A 16,589-nucleotide genomic window follows, 5' to 3' on the forward strand; every position below is an offset into this window, starting at 1 on the left:
AGTATACCACCATCATGGTCATCCTGTGCACATCGCCTTACTATTGCGCGTTATTTGATAATTGCTCTAAGTCCGTTACCATGGCTTGGGCTGAAAATATTGAGAGTCAGACATTCATTATGCCGAAGAAAAATGAAGCGCCCGCCAGCTTTGAAACAGCGCTGAGCGAGCTGGAACAGATTGTTACCCGTCTGGAAAGTGGCGACCTGCCGCTGGAAGAGGCGCTGAACGAATTCGAACGTGGCGTACAGCTGGCGCGTCAGGGACAGGTTAAGTTGCAACAGGCTGAACAGCGCGTGCAAATCCTGCTGTCAGAAACTGAAGACGCCGCCCTCACGCCTTTTACACCGGATAATGAGTAAATGGATTTTACGCAGCAGCTACAGGCTTGCGTTGAGCAGGCCAACCAGGCACTGAGCCGTTTTATCGCGCCACTGCCCTTTCAGAACACTCCCGTGGTCGAAACCATGCAATATGGCGCATTATTAGGCGGTAAACGTCTGCGCCCGTTCCTGGTATACGCGACCGGTCAAATGTTTGGCGTCAGCCTGAGTACGCTCGACGCTCCCGCCGCGGCGGTTGAGTGCATCCACGCCTATTCGCTGATGCACGACGATTTACCCGCAATGGACGACGACGATCTGCGACGCGGCCTGCCGACCTGCCATGTTAAGTTTGGCGAGGCGAATGCAATTTTAGCCGGTGATGCGCTGCAAACGCTGGCGTTTTCCATAATCAGCGACGCGCCAATGCCCGAGGTTGCTGACCGTGATCGCATTGCCATGATCTCCGAGCTGGCCCGGGCCAGCGGAATCGCCGGTATGTGTGGCGGTCAGGCGCTGGATTTGGCGGCTGAAGGCTTCCAGGTTGAGCTGGACGCGCTGGAGAAAATCCATCGACATAAAACCGGGGCCTTGATTCGCGCCGCCGTTCGTCTGGGGGCGTTAAGTGCCGGAGATAGAGGGCGAAACGTCCTGCCGATACTCGACAAATACGCTGAAAGCATCGGTCTGGCGTTCCAGGTTCAGGATGACATACTGGATGTGGTAGGCGATACTGCAACATTGGGTAAACGTCAGGGTGCCGACCAGCAGCTTGGCAAAAGTACCTATCCTGCACTTCTGGGTCTTGAGCAAGCCCGGAATAAAGCCCGGGATTTAATCGAGGATGCCCGCCAGTCGCTCAGTCTGCTGGCCGCACAATCACTCGATACCTCGGCACTGGAAGCGCTAGCGGACTACATAATCCAGCGTGATAAATAAACCAACATATCCGATGAGCTTGCGATGAGTTTTGATATAGCCAAATACCCGACCCTGGCGCTGGTCGACTCCACTCAGGAGTTACGCCTGCTACCAAAAGAGAGCCTGCCCAAGCTTTGCGACGAACTGCGCCGCTATTTGCTCGACAGCGTGAGCCGTTCCAGCGGGCATTTCGCCTCCGGTCTGGGCACGGTTGAGCTGACCGTCGCGCTGCACTACGTCTACAACACTCCGTTTGACCAGTTAATCTGGGATGTGGGGCACCAGGCGTACCCGCACAAAATTCTGACGGGACGTCGCGATAAAATCGGCACCATCCGCCAGAAAGGCGGCCTGCATCCGTTCCCCTGGCGCGGCGAGAGCGAGTATGACGTTTTAAGCGTCGGACACTCCTCCACCTCCATCAGCGCCGGTATTGGCATTGCTGTTGCCGCCGAGAAAGAAGGCAAAGAGCGCCGTACCGTTTGCGTGATTGGCGACGGGGCCATCACTGCCGGCATGGCGTTTGAAGCCATGAACCACGCGGGTGATATTAAGCCCGATATGCTGGTTATCCTGAACGACAACGAAATGTCGATTTCAGAAAACGTCGGCGCGCTGAACAACCACCTGGCGCAGTTGCTCTCCGGCAAACTGTATTCCTCATTGCGTGAAGGCGGAAAGAAAGTCTTCTCCGGCGTACCGCCGATTAAAGAACTGCTTAAACGTACCGAAGAACACATTAAAGGCATGGTGGTGCCGGGCACGCTGTTTGAGGAATTGGGCTTTAACTACATTGGCCCGGTAGACGGTCACGACGTGCTGGGGCTTATCACTACGCTGAAGAACATGCGCGACCTTAAAGGCCCGCAGTTCCTGCACATCATGACCAAAAAAGGTCGTGGCTATGAGCCTGCAGAAAAAGACCCAATCACGTTCCATGCGGTACCCAAATTCGATCCTTCCAGCGGATGTCTGCCGAAAAGCAGCGGCGGCCTGCCGAGCTACTCCAAAATCTTCGGCGACTGGCTGTGCGAAACGGCGGCCAAAGACAACAAGCTGATGGCGATCACCCCGGCCATGCGCGAAGGCTCCGGTATGGTGGAGTTTTCACGTAAATTCCCGGACCGCTACTTCGACGTGGCGATTGCCGAGCAGCACGCGGTCACCTTTGCTGCCGGACTGGCAATTGGCGGCTATAAACCGGTGGTCGCTATTTATTCCACCTTCCTGCAACGCGCTTACGATCAGGTGCTGCATGATGTCGCCATTCAGAAACTGCCGGTCCTGTTCGCCGTGGATCGCGCGGGGATCGTGGGCGCAGATGGACAAACCCACCAGGGCGCGTTCGATCTCTCCTTCCTGCGCTGCATCCCGGAGATGGTCATTATGACCCCGAGCGATGAAAACGAATGCCGCCAGATGCTGTTTACCGGTTATCACTACGCTAACGGCCCGGCCGTGGTGCGCTACCCGCGCGGTAATGCGGTTGGTGTTGAGCTGACCCCGCTGGAAAAATTACCTATTGGTAAAGGCATCGTGAAGCGTCACGGGACAAAAGTGGCAATCCTTAACTTCGGCACCCTGATGCCTGAAGCCGCTCAGGTTGCGGAGTCGCTGAACGCCACGCTGGTCGATATGCGCTTTGTCAAACCACTGGACGAAACGTTGATTCTGGAGATGGCGGCCCGCCACGAGGTGCTGGTTACTCTTGAAGAAAACGCCATTATGGGCGGCGCGGGCAGCGGCGTAAACGAAGTGCTGATGGCGCATCGTAAACCGGTCCCGGTGCTTAACATTGGCCTGCCTGACTTCTTCATCCCGCAGGGGACGCAGGACGAAGCGCGCGCCGATCTCGGTCTTGATGCCGCCGGTATTGATGCCAAAATCAAGGCCTGGCTGGCATAATCCCCTCCCCGCTCCTGCTATGCTTAATGATTAACACGCTAAGCAGGAGCGGAATATGCAATACAACCTCTTAGGAAAAACTGACCTTCGGGTCTCTCGCCTTTGTCTGGGCTGCATGACGTTTGGCGAGCCCAATCGCGGCAACCACGCCTGGACGTTGCCGGAAGAAAGCAGTCGCCCAATAATTAAACACGCTCTTGAAGGTGGCATTAACTTTTTTGATACTGCCAACAGCTACTCCGCCGGCAGCAGTGAAGAAATTGTCGGTCGCGCCCTGCGTGACTTCGCTCGCCGCGACGAGGTGGTGGTCGCCACCAAAGTTTTTCATCAGGTAGAGGATTTAGCGGAAGGTTTATCCCGGGCGCAAATCCTGCGTTCTATCGACGATAGCCTGACTCGCCTTGGCATGGACTATGTCGATATCCTGCAAATTCATCGCTGGGATTACAACACGCCTGTGGAAGAAACTCTGGAAGCGCTTAATGACGTGGTGAAGTCCGGTAAAGCACGCTATATCGGCGCCTCCTCGATGCACGCCTCCCAGTTTGCGCAGGCGCTGGCCTTGCAGAAACAACACGGCTGGGCGCAATTTGTCAGCATGCAGGATCACTACAACCTTATCTATCGTGAAGAAGAACGCGAAATGCTGCCGCTGTGCTATCAGGAAGGCGTGGCGGTGATCCCATGGAGCCCGCTGGCACGGGGACGTCTGACGCGCCCCTGGGGAGAAACGACCGCGCGCGTTGTGTCGGATGAAGTCGGCAAAAATCTGTACCGCGAGAGCGATGAAAACGACGCGAGAATAGCGGAACGGTTAACCGGGGTGAGTGAGGAAATCGGCGCCTCGCGCGCACAAGTGGCGCTGGCGTGGCTGCTGAGCAAACCGGGCGTCGCCGCACCCATAATTGGTGCCTCGCGTGAAGAACAGCTGGACGAGTTGCTCAACGCAGTCGATTTAACGCTAAAACCGGAACAGATTGCCGAACTGGAAACGCCGTACAAACAGCATCCGGTGGTGGGATTTAAATAAATCTGGTATTGCCCGATAGCGCTGCGCTTATCGGGCCTACAACAGAAGCCTGGAAAGGGTTAAATAATGCCAAGCGGCCAGTGATGCCCAATAAAGTAGAGGATCCCTGCGGAAAGTATCCCCGCCACAATATCGTCGATCATAATCCCCGTACCGCCATGCACATTACGATCGAACCAGCGGATCGGCCAGGGCTTCCACATATCCAGAATGCGGAAAATCACAAATCCGGCGGCGACCCACTGCCAGTCGAGTGTCGGCAGGGCCATCAGGGTTATCCACATTCCGACAAACTCGTCCCAGACGATACTGCCATGATCGTGTACGCCCATATCTTTCGCCGTTTGATGGCACAGATAGACACCGATACAAATAGCCAGCATGACAACCAGTGAATACAGCTGCCACGGCAGAAACGTCATCACATACCAAAATGGGATCGCCGCCAGCGATCCCATCGTTCCGGGTATAATTGGACTTAATCCGCTGCCGAATCCGGTGGCCAACAGGTGCCACGGATTACGCATACTCAAACGGCTTTTTGCGACATCTTTTTTAAGGCGCAGCAAAATGGTCATATCCTTTCCAGTCAAACGTGACGGGCTTACCGTCACGCGTAAAGTGCATCCCTTCCACGTCCGCACTCATCTGCCCGATACAGGTAAATGATGCGCCAAGATGCCCCAGCGCGACGTCCAGTGCACCACGATTTATTTCCGGTACGGTAAAGCATAACTCATAATCTTCACCGCCCGAAAGCGCCCAGCGCAGCGCCTGCTCCGGCTCAACGTGTTGGGAAAATGCCGTGGAATACGGTAACGCATCGACATTAACGCGCGCGCCACAGCCGCTGGCATTGACGATATGCCCGAGATCGGAAATCAGACCGTCGGAAAGATCGATCGCCGCACTGGCCAGGTCGCGCAGGGCCTGCCCCTGCAAAATACGCGGCGTGGGGCGCAGGTGACGCTTAAGCAGATAGTCCGCGTCTTTGGCATCTGTTACCTGCAATCGGTTTTGCAGAATAGCCAAACCGGCAGCGCTGTCGCCCGGCGTACCGGTAACGTAAATCCAGTCACCCGGCTTCGCACCTGAGCGTTTTAAGGCCCGCCCGACCGGGACGTAGCCATGGATACCCAACGTCATCGACAATGGCCCACGCGTGGTATCACCGCCAATCAGCTGCATATCATAGTAATTGAGGAGTTCAAACAGGCTATCACTGAAGGCTTCAAGCCAGGATTCATCAACGTCAGGTAACGTGAGCGCCAGCGTCAGCCATGCCGGATCAGCCCCCATCGCCGCCAGATCGCTTAAATTAACCGCCAGCGCTTTCCAGGCCAGGTCCGTTGGATCAATATCAGGAAGGAAGTGATTGCCTGCCACCAGCGTATCGGTACTGATCGCCAGCGTTTGTTTTTCAGGGATATTCAGGAGTGCGCAATCGTCACCAATGCCGGTTTCGACGTCAAGACGAGAGCTTCTAACACGGTCAAAATAACGGGCAATCAGGGAGAATTCGCCGCATGCCATACGTTATGCCTCAGCAGGAAAAAAGAAAAGGCCGGCGACAGCGGAAAAAAATTCCGCCATCTTGCCGGCCTGGCGATCACTTTTTGTTGGGGCGAATCGCAGGTGCTGCTTTATCCAGTACGCCGTTGACGAACTTATGACTATCTTCGGCACCGAAGGTTTTCGCCAGTTCAATCGCTTCGTTGATGGCCACTTTATACGGCACATCACTACGTTTAGACAGTTCAAACAGTGCAATACGCAGTACGGCTTTCTCTACCTGACCCAGCTCTTCCAGCAGACGAGACAGGTAAGGCTTCATCAGTCCATCCAGGTACGCGCTGTTAGTCGCCACCCCGGACAGCAGTTCACGGAAATACAGAACGTCGACATCTTTCACGTCCTGTTCCGCCAGGAACTGGTATTCAACATCAGAGATGTCGTTCTGGGACAACTGCCAGGAATAGAGCGCCTGGACGGCACACTCACGGGCGCGGCGACGAGCAGCAGGTTTCACGGATTTCCCCTTACAAAAATCAGGCCTTAATGGCTTTCAATACATTAATCATTTCAAGCGCGGTCAGTGCAGCTTCTGCGCCTTTGTTACCGGCTTTCGTGCCAGCACGTTCGATGGCTTGTTCAATACTTTCGGTTGTCAGAACACCGAAGGCTACCGGAATACCACTGTCCTGAGCGACATGCGCCAGACCATTGCTAGCTCCGCCAGCCACATATTCGAAGTGAGCGGTACCGCCACGGATAACCGTACCCAGCGCAATCACCGCGTCATATTTACCGGTTTTCGCTAGTGCGTCAGCCGCCAACGGCAGCTCATACGCGCCTGGAACCCAAACGACGGTAATGTTTTCATCTTTAACCTGACCAATACGCTTCAGGGCGTCAATCGCACCTTCCAGCAGGCTGTCATTGATAAAGTTGTTGAAACGCGCGATGGTGATGGCGACGCGAGCGTCCGGAGTAGCAACGTTAGCTTCAATAATGTTCATATTCTTCCTTCGGATTCACTAGACCCCGCAGGGGGGCGGATTTTATCATAATAATCTGTGCGCTGCTTCCCTTTCGAACCGGGAGATCATGCGCTCACTAAATGCAGGCAAAGGTCCGGACCTACATGGCGTATCTCGTTGAATTTGAAATGGGGGACATCGGCCAGTTTCTCAAGGCCTGGCAGTACACATAATCCTCGCGCGTCACTGCCTAACAGTTTAGGCGCAACATAGACGATTAGCTCATCCACCACCCCAGCCTGCAATAATGCGCCCGCAAGCGTTGGACCAGCCTCAACCCAAATGCTGTTAATTTGCTGCTTGCCCAGTTGCATCATCAACACCACCAGATCCAGATTCCCGTTATGCTCCGGCACATTCAGCGTGCGAACGCTCTCCGGCCAGATACGCGAATCGTCGCTGCTGCGAGCAATCCAGGTTTCTCCCGGCTGCTGCACAATACTATGTTCAGGAGTGACCTGGTTTTGACGATCGAGAACAATGCGGATTGGCTGACGCAGGTTTTCCTGTGGATACAGCGCCTGGGTCGATTCATCAAGCTCCGCCCAACGGACGGTAAGCTTAGGGTCGTCAGCCAGCACCGTGGCGCTGCTGGTTAAAATAGCATGGCTTTGTGCACGCAGGCGCTGAACGTCGCGCCGCGCCTGTGGTGAGGTAATCCACTGGCTTTCACCGCTGGCCATCGCCGTACGACCGTCGAGCGATGCGCCGAGCTTAAGCTGTACATACGGAAATCCGGTACGCATCCGCTTGAGAAAGCCCTTATTCAGCTGTTCGACGTCGTTCATCATCATGCCGTGGCTGACGTCAATGCCCGCCTGCTGCAAACGATAAAGTCCGCGCCCCGCCACCTGCGGGTTAGGATCCTGCATCGCGGCAACAACACGCGTCACGCCCGCGGCAATCAGCGCGTCACAGCACGGCGGCGTACGCCCGTGATGGCTGCACGGCTCAAGCGTCACGTAAGCTGTAGCCCCCTGCGCTTTAATTCCGGCCATACGCAGCGCATGGACCTCGGCATGGGGCTCACCCGCACGGTGATGATATCCTTCACCGACGATTTCCCCGTCTTTAACAATGACACACCCAACATTAGGATTGGGGTGAGTGGTAAAGCGTCCGCGCGCAGCGAGCTTCAGCGCACGCGCCATGTATAACTCATCCTGCATGGCTTAATCCTGTAGGCGAGCGATCTCTTCGCCAAATTCTTTGATATCTTCGAAGCTCCGGTAGACCGAAGCAAAACGGATGTAGGCCACTTTATCGAGCTTTTTCAGTTGCTCCATCACCAGATTTCCGATCATTTTACTCGGAACCTCGCGCTCGCCCGTCCCACGCAGCTGTGATTTTATATGGTTTAGCGCCATTTCAACGTCATCTGCGCTAACCGGCCGTTTCTCAAGCGCTCTGAGCATGCCGCTGCGCAACTTCTCTTCATTAAAAGGCTCACGCACGTCGTTGCTTTTCACAACGCGTGGCATAACCAGCTCAGCCACTTCAAAAGTGGTAAAACGTTCATTACAGACCAGACACTGCCGGCGGCGGCGTACTGAAGAGCCCTCGCCGACAAGACGAGAGTCAATTACCTTAGTGTCTACGGCGAAACAGAATGGGCAATGCATACGGCGTCCTGTACCTCAGTGGTTAACTGATATCTATTTTACCCTGAACTGGCGTGACAACAAAGGCGGAGCGTTTTTGAGACAAAGGATCGATGCCTTCATGCTCTGTGCACACTACCATTATGCTATCGCGACAATGAAGGAAGTAATCACAATGACAAGACGTTACCTAAGAATTCTCCTGGTGGGAAGCCTCTTTAGCCTTAGTGCCTGCGCGCAGCAAGCCGAAGTACGTCAGATGCATCAAAGCGTTAACACACTGAGCAAAGAGATGACGCAGCTCAATCAGGAAACGGTAAAAATTACGCAACAAAATATGTTGAATGCGAAATCCACTCGTGGCGTCTACTTATTACCCGGTTCTAAAACCCCGGCCCGCCTGAATAGCCAGATTGGCACACTGCGCATGTCACTGGTAAATATTGCACCAAATGCAGACGGCACGCGCCTGACACTGCGTATTCAGGGGGAATCCGACACACCGTTACCGGCATTTAGCGCTACCGTAGAGTACGGACAAATTCAGGGAACCACGGACAACTACCAGGAAGTGAACGTGAAGAATGAATTGATCAATGCTCCGGCTAGTCTTCTGGCCCCCAGCGACGTAGACATTCCGCTGCAGCTTAATGGCTTGTCAGCCGATCAACTCGGTTTTGTACGCATCCATGACATCCAACCTGTGACCCAATAAACTTTTTCGCGGAACGTTTTGTGCGTTCCGCAACACCCTTCTCCGTTATTTTGTTACTTCACTTACATCACCGAGATCTTTGGTAAAACTTGGCAACATTCACCGGAGCCAGTACAATTCGCCGCCTAAAGTACGCAAACGTGAACGCAATCGATTACGTAAATGATAGAACTGTGAAACAAGACATATTTTTGTGAACAATGATTTTTATAATAGGCTCCGAAGAATTACGAAATATTTAGAAACGCAAATTGCGTCTTTTTCACTCCCGAAAGGGATTTCAAACAGTGGCATACATATGAAAAAAACATTACTTGCAGCCAGTGCAGTGCTGGCGCTCTCCTCGTCTTTCACTGCCAACGCAGCTGAAAATGACAAACCACAATACCTGTCCGACTGGTGGCACCAGAGTGTTAACGTCGTCGGTAGCTACCACACCCGTTTCGGACCGCAGATCCGTAACGATACCTACCTGGAATATGAAGCTTTCGCTAAAAAAGACTGGTTTGACTTCTATGGTTACATGGATGCGCCGGTATTCTTCGGTGGTAACACCGATGCGAAGGGTATCTGGAACCACGGCTCCCCGCTGTTTATGGAAATCGAACCGCGTTTCTCCATCGACAAACTGACCGGTACAGACCTGAGCTTTGGTCCGTTCAAAGAGTGGTATTTCGCGAACAACTACATCTACGACATGGGTCGTAACAAAGATGGTCGCCAGAGCACCTGGTATATGGGTCTGGGTACCGATATCGACACCGGCCTGCCGATGAGCCTGTCCATGAACGTGTACGCCAAGTACCAGTGGCAGAACTACGGTGCCGCGAACGAAAACGAATGGGACGGCTACCGTTTCAAAGTGAAATACTTTGTCCCGATTACCGAACTGTGGGGCGGTAACCTGAGCTATATCGGCTTCACCAACTTTGACTGGGGCTCCGATCTCGGTGACAAAGACTTCACTGATGTAAATGGCAAGAAAGCACGTACCAACGATTCGATCGCCTCCAGCCACATTCTGGCGCTGAACTACGATCATTGGCACTATTCTGTTGTTGCCCGTTACTGGCATAACGGCGGCCAGTGGAAAGATAACGCGGACGTGGTCTTTATGAACGAAAACATCCGTTCTACCGGTTGGGGTGGTTACTTTGTTGTAGGTTACAACTTCTAAATTGAGGTTGGTTGTCGCCGGATGGCGCTATGCTTATCCGGCCTACCTATACGCAAGTATGTAGATAGGTACCTGAACATTCGTCCTACACAAGCCAGCTTAATTGCTGGCTTTTTTATGCCTGGTCCACGTAAAGCTGCGGGCAACAGGCAAAAAAAATCCCGACCTTGCGATCGGGATTCCAGTGTAACGCTCTGCGTGGTTACGGCAGAATGGACGGCTGATCCGCCCCTTCTTTCTCAACTTTCTGCTGCAGCATGTGTTCACGCTTCATACCCAGCTTCAGCGCCAGCGCAGATGCCACGTAGATAGACGACGCGGTACCGATGGACACACCGATAAGCATGGTCAGCGAGAAGCCTTCTAACACCGGACCACCGAAGAGGTACAGCATCAGAATAACCATCAGCGTGGTACCGGAGGTAATCAACGTACGGTGCAACGTCTGGGTCAGCGACACGTTAAAGATTTCATAAGGCGTCCCGCGACGGATTTTGCGGAAGTTCTCACGAATACGGTCAGAAACCACGATGCTGTCGTTTAGCGAGTAACCGATGACCGACATCAATGATGCAACGATAGTCAGGTCAATCTCGATATGGAACAACGAGAGTATACCCGCAGTAATGATAACATCGTGCGCCAGCGAGATAACTACGCCCGCCGCCAGTCGCCACTCAAAGCGGAAACCGACGTACACCAAAATGGATAGCAACGCTACCATCAGCGCCATCGCGCCGGTTTGCGCCAGATCGGCACCTACGCTAGGCCCGACGAATTCGATACGCTTGACAGCAGCATTCTGGTCGGTGGCTTCGTTAATGACGCTCAACACCTTGCTACCCAGCACCTGCCCACCGTTTTCACCTTCGGTTGGCGGCATACGTACCATAATGTCGTGGCTGCTACCGAAGTTCTGCAGAAGCGGCTCAACAAAGCCCGCTTTCTCCAGCGCATCGCGCATCACGTCCATTTCTGCCGGTTTTTCCAGCGTGATTTCAATCACCGTACCACCGGTGAAATCAAGACCCCAGTTAAACCCGCGTACGCCCATCACCACGATGGCCGCAATCAGCAGGAAACCAGAGATGCCGAAAGCCCAGTAGTCCCAGCGCATAAAGTCGATGACTTTACGGCCGTGGTTCAATTGTTCAACAGTATATTCCTGTGCCACTTCGCACTCCTCAGATTGACAGCTTTTTGACGCGCTTGCCGCCATACAACAGGTTTACGATGGCACGTGTCCCGACGATCGCGGTAAACATCGACGTCGCCACACCAATACCGGTAGTAATCGCGAACCCTTTAATTGCCCCGGTACCGACTGCATACAGGATCAGAACTTTAATCAGCGTCGTAATGTTCGCATCGAAGATGGAACTGAATGCGCCCGCATAACCTTCGTTGATCGCCTGCTGAATCGAACGTCCGTTACTCAACTCTTCTTTAATACGTTCGTTGATCAGTACGTTAGCATCGACCGCTACGGCAAGGGTTAAGACGATCCCCGCGATACCCGGCATACTTAGCGTAGCGCCCGGCAGCAGCGACATGATACCGACAATCAGTACCAGGTTCGCAATCAGCGCGCTGGTCGCAATCAGACCAAACTTCTTGTAGAAGAAGATCATAAACAGAATAGAAACAGCCAGACCAGCCAGACACGCTTCCAGACCCTGCTTGATGTTCTGCATACCCAGAGTCGGGCCGATAGTGCGCTCTTCAACAATCTGAATCGGCGCAATCAACGCACCGGCACGCAGCAGCAGCGAAAGCTGACGCGCTTCGTTCGGGTTGTTGATACCGGTGATACGGAAGCTGTTGCCCAGACGAGACTGGATGTTAGCGATGTTAATCACTTCTTCCTGTTTCACCAGCACGGCACGACCGTTAGCATCTTTCTTACCGCTGTCTTTGTACTCCACGAACAAGGTCGCCATCGGCTTGCCGATGTTGTCCTTGGTGAAGTTGGACATGATGTTACCACCTGCGCTATCCAGCGAAATGTTAACCTGCGGCTGATTGTATTCGTCCTGGCTGGAAGTGGAGTCGGTGATATGGTCACCGGTCAGGATCACGCGTTTGTACAGTACAACCGGCTGTCCTTCGCGAGACTGTTTCACTTCCGAGTCACCCGGTACACGCCCGGATGCCGCCGCAGACTGGTCCACGTTGGTGTTTACCAGACGGAACTCCAGCGTCGCGGTTGCGCCAAGAATCTCTTTCGCACGCGCGGTGTCCTGAATCCCCGGCAGTTCGACCACAATGCGGTCGGCACCCTGACGTTGAACAACCGGCTCAGCCACACCCAGTTGGTTAACACGATTACGCAGAATATTGATGTTCTGCTGTACCGCGTACTCACGGGCTTCGCTCAGACGCGCATCGGTCATCACCGCACGCAGTGCATTGCTGCCCTGGCTGGAAATAACCAGATCCTGATGACGCTTGCTCAGATAAGAGATCGCGTCGTCACGCGCTTTACCATCACGGAAAGTGATGCTCAGACCGTAGTTGTCTTCTTTACGAACGGTAGTATAGGGGATGCCTTTTTCACGCAGGTCGCTGCGCAGGCTATCGATATTTTGTTCCTGCAGTTTACCCAGCGCGGTGTCCATATCCACTTCCATCAGGAAGTGAACGCCGCCACGCAGATCAAGACCGAGTTTCATCGGTTCTGCGTGAATAGCAGCCAGCCAGCGAGGTGTTGCCGGAGCAAGGTTAAGCGCCACGACGTATTGATCACCCAGCACGCCCAGCAGCACTTCACGCGCGCGCAATTGGGTATCGGTGGAGTCGAAGCGCGCAAGAATAGCGCCCTCTTCCAGAGCCACAGACTTAGGTGTGATTTTTTCTTCTTGTAACGTTTTCTGGACCTGGATCAGCGTTTGCTCACTGGCGGCGGCACCGCGCACGCCAGTGATTTGAACAGCCGGATCCTCACCATACAGGTTGGGAAGTGCGTAAAGCAGGCCGACGATAATCACGACGACCAGCATGATGTACTTCCACAAAGGATAACGGTTTAACACGGCAGTTCCCTTTGGGAAAACGAAAGATTACAGCGCCTTCATGGTGCCTTTCGGCAGAACGGCAGCTACGAAGTCACGTTTGATAACCACTTCAGTGGTGTCGTTCAGTGCGATAGAGATGTAGCCAGTTTCTGCTACTTTAGTCACACGACCAACCAGACCACCATTCGTCAGGACTTCATCACCTTTGGCAATGGAGCTCATCAGGTTTTTATGTTCTTTGGTACGCTTTTGCTGTGGACGCAGGATCATGAAATAGAAAATCAGACCAAACACCACCAGCATCAGAATCAGAGACATCGGGCTGCCCTGCGCCGGAGCACCTGTTGCCGCTACCGCATCAGAAATAAAAAAGCTCATTCAAATTCCCTCATTATTAAAATTAATCAACGTTCACAGGTGGAACAGGTCGACCCTGACGTTGGTAAAAATCGGCCACGAAGCTCTCTAATTTACCCTCTTCAATAGCCTTGCGTAAACCCGCCATCAAGCGTTGGTAGTAGCGAAGGTTATGAATGGTATTGAGTCGCGCGCCCAATATTTCGTTGCAACGGTCAAGATGATGCAAGTAAGCGCGTGAATAATTGCGACAGGTGTAACAATCGCACTCAGCATCGAGTGGACTGGTGTCGCTTTTATGTTTCGCGTTACGAATTTTTACCACGCCGTCAGTCACAAACAAATGGCCATTACGGGCATTTCGCGTTGGCATCACACAGTCAAACATATCGATACCACGACGTACGCCTTCAACCAGATCTTCCGGTTTGCCGACGCCCATCAGGTAGCGAGGTTTATCTGCCGGAATTTGCGGGCAAACATGTTCCAGAATACGGTGCATGTCTTCTTTCGGTTCGCCCACAGCCAAACCGCCGACAGCGTAGCCATCAAAGCCTATATCTACCAGACCTTTAACAGAGATATCACGTAAATCTTCGTAAACGCTGCCCTGAATGATGCCAAAAAGCGCATTTTTGTTGCCGAGGCTATCAAAACGGTCACGGCTACGCTGCGCCCAACGCAATGACATCTCCATAGAGCGTTTAGCATAGTCCCAGTCAGCCGGATACGGTGTACATTCGTCGAAAATCATCACGATATCGGAACCGAGATCGTATTGAATCTCCATCGATTTCTCAGGATCGAGGAAAATCGGATCGCCGTTGATCGGGTTGCGGAAATGCACACCCTGCTCGGTAATCTTACGGATATCGCCCAGGCTGAATACCTGGAAACCACCGGAATCGGTGAGGATCGGGCCTTTCCACTGCATGAAGTCATGCAAATCACCATGCAGCTTCATGATTTCCTGACCTGGGCGTAGCCACAGGTGGAAGGTGTTGCCGAGAATAATTTGTGCGCCGGTGGCTTCAACTTCTTCCGGCGTCATGCCTTTCACCGTACCGTAGGTACCGACAGGCATAAAAGCTGGCGTTTCCACTACGCCACGATCAAAAACCAGACGTCCGCGGCGAGCGCGACCGTCTGTGGTATCCAGTTCAAATTTCATCTTAACTCCTGCGTCAGAAAAACAGTCCGACGTAAAATACTCATGCCGGGAACTTACTCCCCGACACGCTCAGAAATAGCCTGCGGATTGTACGTGATAAACATCGCATCACCGTAACTAAAAAAGCGATATTCCGCTTTTACCGCTTCATGATAGGCGTTCATGGTGTTTTTATAACCCGCAAACGCCGAAACCAACATAATCAATGTCGATTCAGGGAGATGGAAGTTGGTTACCAGCGCATCGATGACGTTGTACTGATAGCCCGGGTAGATAAAGATTTGCGTATCCCCGAAGAACGGTTCAATCAGATCGTTTTTCGCCGCCTGCGCCGCGCTCTCCAGCGAACGAACTGAGGTCGTCCCTACCGCGATCACGCGATTACCACGCGCTTTCGCCGCCAGTACCGCATCGACCACGTCCTGCGGAACTTCCGCATATTCGGAATGCATGATGTGATCTTCAATGGTGTCTACGCGCACCGGCTGGAAAGTACCTGCGCCGACGTGCAGCGTCACAAACGCCATCTCAATGCCTTTTTCTCGTAGTTTTGCCAGCAACTGATCGTCAAAGTGCAGACCGGCGGTCGGTGCCGCCACGGCACCTGGTTTTTCGCTGTATACGGTCTGGTACAGTTCGCGGTCGGCGTCTTCATCCGGGCGGTCGATATACGGCGGCAGCGGCATATGGCCGATGGCGTTGAGGATATCCAGTACGCTGCGTTCATCATCAAACGCCACTTCAAACAGCGCGTCATGACGCGCAACCATGGTCGCTTTAATGCTTTCATCGTCGCCCAACAACAGCTCAGCACCCGGCTTCGGCGCTTTGGATGCGCGAATATGTGCCAGAATACGTTTGTCATCAAGCATGCGCTCAACCAGCACTTCAATCTTGCCGCCGCTGGCTTTACGCCCAAACAGACGGGCCGGGATCACGCGGGTATTGTTAAAGACCAGAAGATCTCCGGGGTTGAGCTTGTCGAGCAAATCGGTGAAAGTACCGTGCGTCAGCGCGCCCGTTGGCCCATCCAGTGACAGCAAGCGGCAGCTACTGCGCTCTGCTTGCGGATAGTGGGCAATCAGGGATTCAGGAAGTTCAAAGGTGAAATCGGTAACGCGCATGACACTGACTCAGACTAAAATAAGAGGCGGGTAGTCTAGTGCCGGGGCGCTTTCCCTGCAACCTTTACCCCGCTTTTGGACAGATAATCGATAATGAATTTTCTTGCACATTTACATCTGGCGCATTTAGCCGACAGCTCACTCTCCGGCAACCTGCTGGCGGATTTTGTTCGCGGAAACCCGGCATCCAGTTTTGCACCTGAAGTGGTGGACGGTATTTTCATGCACCGTCGAATTGATGTCATGACCGACAACCTGCCAGAAGTCAGTGAAGCCAAAGAGTGGTTTCGCAGCGAAACACGCCGTGTCGCGCCGATTACGCTCGACGTAATGTGGGATCACTTTTTATCTCGTCACTGGGCAGAAATCTCGCCGGATTTCCCGTTGACCGACTTTGTCCGCTACGCCCACACCCAGGTTGCCACTATCTTGCCAGAATCGCCGCCGCGCTTTGTCAATCTGAACAATTATATGTGGTCAGAGAAATGGCTGGAGCGCTATCAGTATATGGATTTTATCCAGGATGTGCTCAATGGCATGGCCAGCCGCCGTCCGCGCCTCGATGCCCTGCGCGACTCGTGGTATGACCTGGACAGGCATTATGATGCGCTGGAAGAACGTTTCTGGCGTTTTTACCCGCAGATGATGGAACAGGCCCGCCGTAAAGCACTTTGATCGCCCGACAACACTGGGCCGGATAAGGTGACGCCA

18 protein-coding genes are annotated in these 16,589 nt (G+C 53.4%); 7 read left to right on the forward strand and 11 right to left on the reverse strand.

Annotated features, from left to right (window positions below; genetic code table 11):
- Positions 1-119: 119 nt before the first annotated feature.
- Genes xseB through IMQ48_RS06780 form a run of 4 tightly spaced genes read left to right on the forward strand, consistent with a single transcriptional unit; the run spans position 120 to position 4,179 of the window.
- Positions 120-362: an exodeoxyribonuclease VII small subunit gene (gene xseB / locus IMQ48_RS06765; protein WP_096759458.1), complete on the forward strand. Its 243-nt coding sequence runs from the start codon at positions 120-122 to the stop codon at positions 360-362.
- Positions 363-1,262 carry a (2E,6E)-farnesyl diphosphate synthase gene (ispA, locus tag IMQ48_RS06770; RefSeq protein ID WP_196208404.1) on the forward strand — a complete coding sequence of 300 codons (900 nt, stop codon included), beginning with the start codon at positions 363-365 and terminating at the stop codon, positions 1,260-1,262.
- Between the two features lie 24 nt (positions 1,263-1,286).
- Complete coding sequence (gene dxs, locus IMQ48_RS06775) at positions 1,287-3,149, forward strand: 1-deoxy-D-xylulose-5-phosphate synthase (RefSeq protein WP_196208405.1); 1,863 nt, start codon at positions 1,287-1,289, stop codon at positions 3,147-3,149.
- Positions 3,150-3,204: 55 nt separating this feature from the next.
- A complete protein-coding gene (locus IMQ48_RS06780; RefSeq protein ID WP_196208406.1) occupies positions 3,205-4,179 on the forward strand; it encodes an aldo/keto reductase in 975 nt (324 codons plus the stop codon).
- A gap of 59 nt (positions 4,180-4,238) precedes the next feature.
- Here IMQ48_RS06780 and pgpA read toward each other — a convergent pair whose 3' ends face one another.
- The 6 genes from pgpA to nrdR form a co-directional block, all read right to left on the reverse strand.
- Positions 4,239-4,757, reverse strand: a complete 519-nt coding sequence (pgpA, locus tag IMQ48_RS06785) for a phosphatidylglycerophosphatase A (protein WP_181625049.1) — start codon at positions 4,755-4,757, stop codon at positions 4,239-4,241.
- Positions 4,735-5,712 carry a thiamine-phosphate kinase gene (thiL, locus tag IMQ48_RS06790; RefSeq protein ID WP_196208407.1) on the reverse strand — a complete coding sequence of 326 codons (978 nt, stop codon included), beginning with the start codon at positions 5,710-5,712 and terminating at the stop codon, positions 4,735-4,737. Before thiL ends, pgpA begins: the two co-directional genes overlap by 23 nt.
- Positions 5,713-5,788: 76 nt before the next feature.
- Complete coding sequence (nusB, locus tag IMQ48_RS06795) at positions 5,789-6,208, reverse strand: transcription antitermination factor NusB (RefSeq protein WP_096758086.1); 420 nt, start codon at positions 6,206-6,208, stop codon at positions 5,789-5,791.
- A gap of 19 nt (positions 6,209-6,227) precedes the next feature.
- Positions 6,228-6,698 (reverse strand): 6,7-dimethyl-8-ribityllumazine synthase, encoded by a 471-nt coding sequence (ribE, locus tag IMQ48_RS06800; protein WP_003021575.1) that lies wholly within the window; start codon positions 6,696-6,698, stop codon positions 6,228-6,230.
- 86 nt (positions 6,699-6,784) lie between these two features.
- Positions 6,785-7,888 (reverse strand): bifunctional diaminohydroxyphosphoribosylaminopyrimidine deaminase/5-amino-6-(5-phosphoribosylamino)uracil reductase RibD, encoded by a 1,104-nt coding sequence (gene ribD / locus IMQ48_RS06805; protein WP_196208408.1) that lies wholly within the window; start codon positions 7,886-7,888, stop codon positions 6,785-6,787.
- Between the two features lie 3 nt (positions 7,889-7,891).
- Entirely contained in the window at positions 7,892-8,341 is a 450-nt protein-coding gene (gene nrdR, locus IMQ48_RS06810; RefSeq protein WP_096758088.1) for a transcriptional regulator NrdR, read from the reverse strand.
- A 154-nt stretch (positions 8,342-8,495) separates the two neighbouring features.
- On the opposite strand from nrdR, the gene IMQ48_RS06815 reads away from it, so the two are divergent.
- Both IMQ48_RS06815 and IMQ48_RS06820 read left to right on the forward strand, forming a co-directional pair.
- Entirely contained in the window at positions 8,496-9,035 is a 540-nt protein-coding gene (locus tag IMQ48_RS06815; RefSeq protein WP_196208409.1) for a DUF3251 domain-containing protein, read from the forward strand.
- A 298-nt stretch (positions 9,036-9,333) separates the two neighbouring features.
- Positions 9,334-10,212: a nucleoside-specific channel-forming protein Tsx gene (locus IMQ48_RS06820; protein WP_196208410.1), complete on the forward strand. Its 879-nt coding sequence runs from the start codon at positions 9,334-9,336 to the stop codon at positions 10,210-10,212.
- Between the two features lie 202 nt (positions 10,213-10,414).
- Here IMQ48_RS06820 and secF read toward each other — a convergent pair whose 3' ends face one another.
- The 5 genes from secF to queA are packed head-to-tail and all read right to left on the reverse strand — an operon-like array spanning position 10,415 to position 15,878.
- Positions 10,415-11,386, reverse strand: a complete 972-nt coding sequence (gene secF / locus IMQ48_RS06825; RefSeq protein WP_196208411.1) for a protein translocase subunit SecF — start codon at positions 11,384-11,386, stop codon at positions 10,415-10,417.
- A gap of 10 nt (positions 11,387-11,396) precedes the next feature.
- Entirely contained in the window at positions 11,397-13,244 is a 1,848-nt protein-coding gene (gene secD, locus IMQ48_RS06830) for a protein translocase subunit SecD (protein WP_196208412.1), read from the reverse strand.
- A 27-nt stretch (positions 13,245-13,271) separates the two neighbouring features.
- On the reverse strand, positions 13,272-13,604 hold the full coding sequence (yajC, locus tag IMQ48_RS06835) for a preprotein translocase subunit YajC (protein WP_052283894.1): 333 nt from the start codon (positions 13,602-13,604) through the stop codon (positions 13,272-13,274).
- A gap of 22 nt (positions 13,605-13,626) precedes the next feature.
- The gene (tgt, locus tag IMQ48_RS06840) at positions 13,627-14,754 is read right to left on the reverse strand and encodes a tRNA guanosine(34) transglycosylase Tgt (protein WP_196208413.1); all 1,128 of its coding nucleotides are present in this window, start codon (positions 14,752-14,754) and stop codon (positions 13,627-13,629) included.
- Between the two features lie 53 nt (positions 14,755-14,807).
- On the reverse strand, positions 14,808-15,878 hold the full coding sequence (queA, locus tag IMQ48_RS06845; protein WP_196208414.1) for a tRNA preQ1(34) S-adenosylmethionine ribosyltransferase-isomerase QueA: 1,071 nt from the start codon (positions 15,876-15,878) through the stop codon (positions 14,808-14,810).
- 93 nt (positions 15,879-15,971) lie between these two features.
- Between queA and acpH the strand changes: the two genes are divergently transcribed.
- Positions 15,972-16,553, forward strand: a complete 582-nt coding sequence (acpH, locus tag IMQ48_RS06850) for an ACP phosphodiesterase (protein ID WP_196208415.1) — start codon at positions 15,972-15,974, stop codon at positions 16,551-16,553.
- Positions 16,554-16,589: the final 36 nt, after the last annotated feature.

This window comes from Citrobacter sp. Res13-Sevr-PEB04-36 (assembly GCF_015672735.1).
In the GTDB taxonomy this organism is placed as follows: Bacteria; Pseudomonadota; Gammaproteobacteria; order Enterobacterales; family Enterobacteriaceae; genus Citrobacter.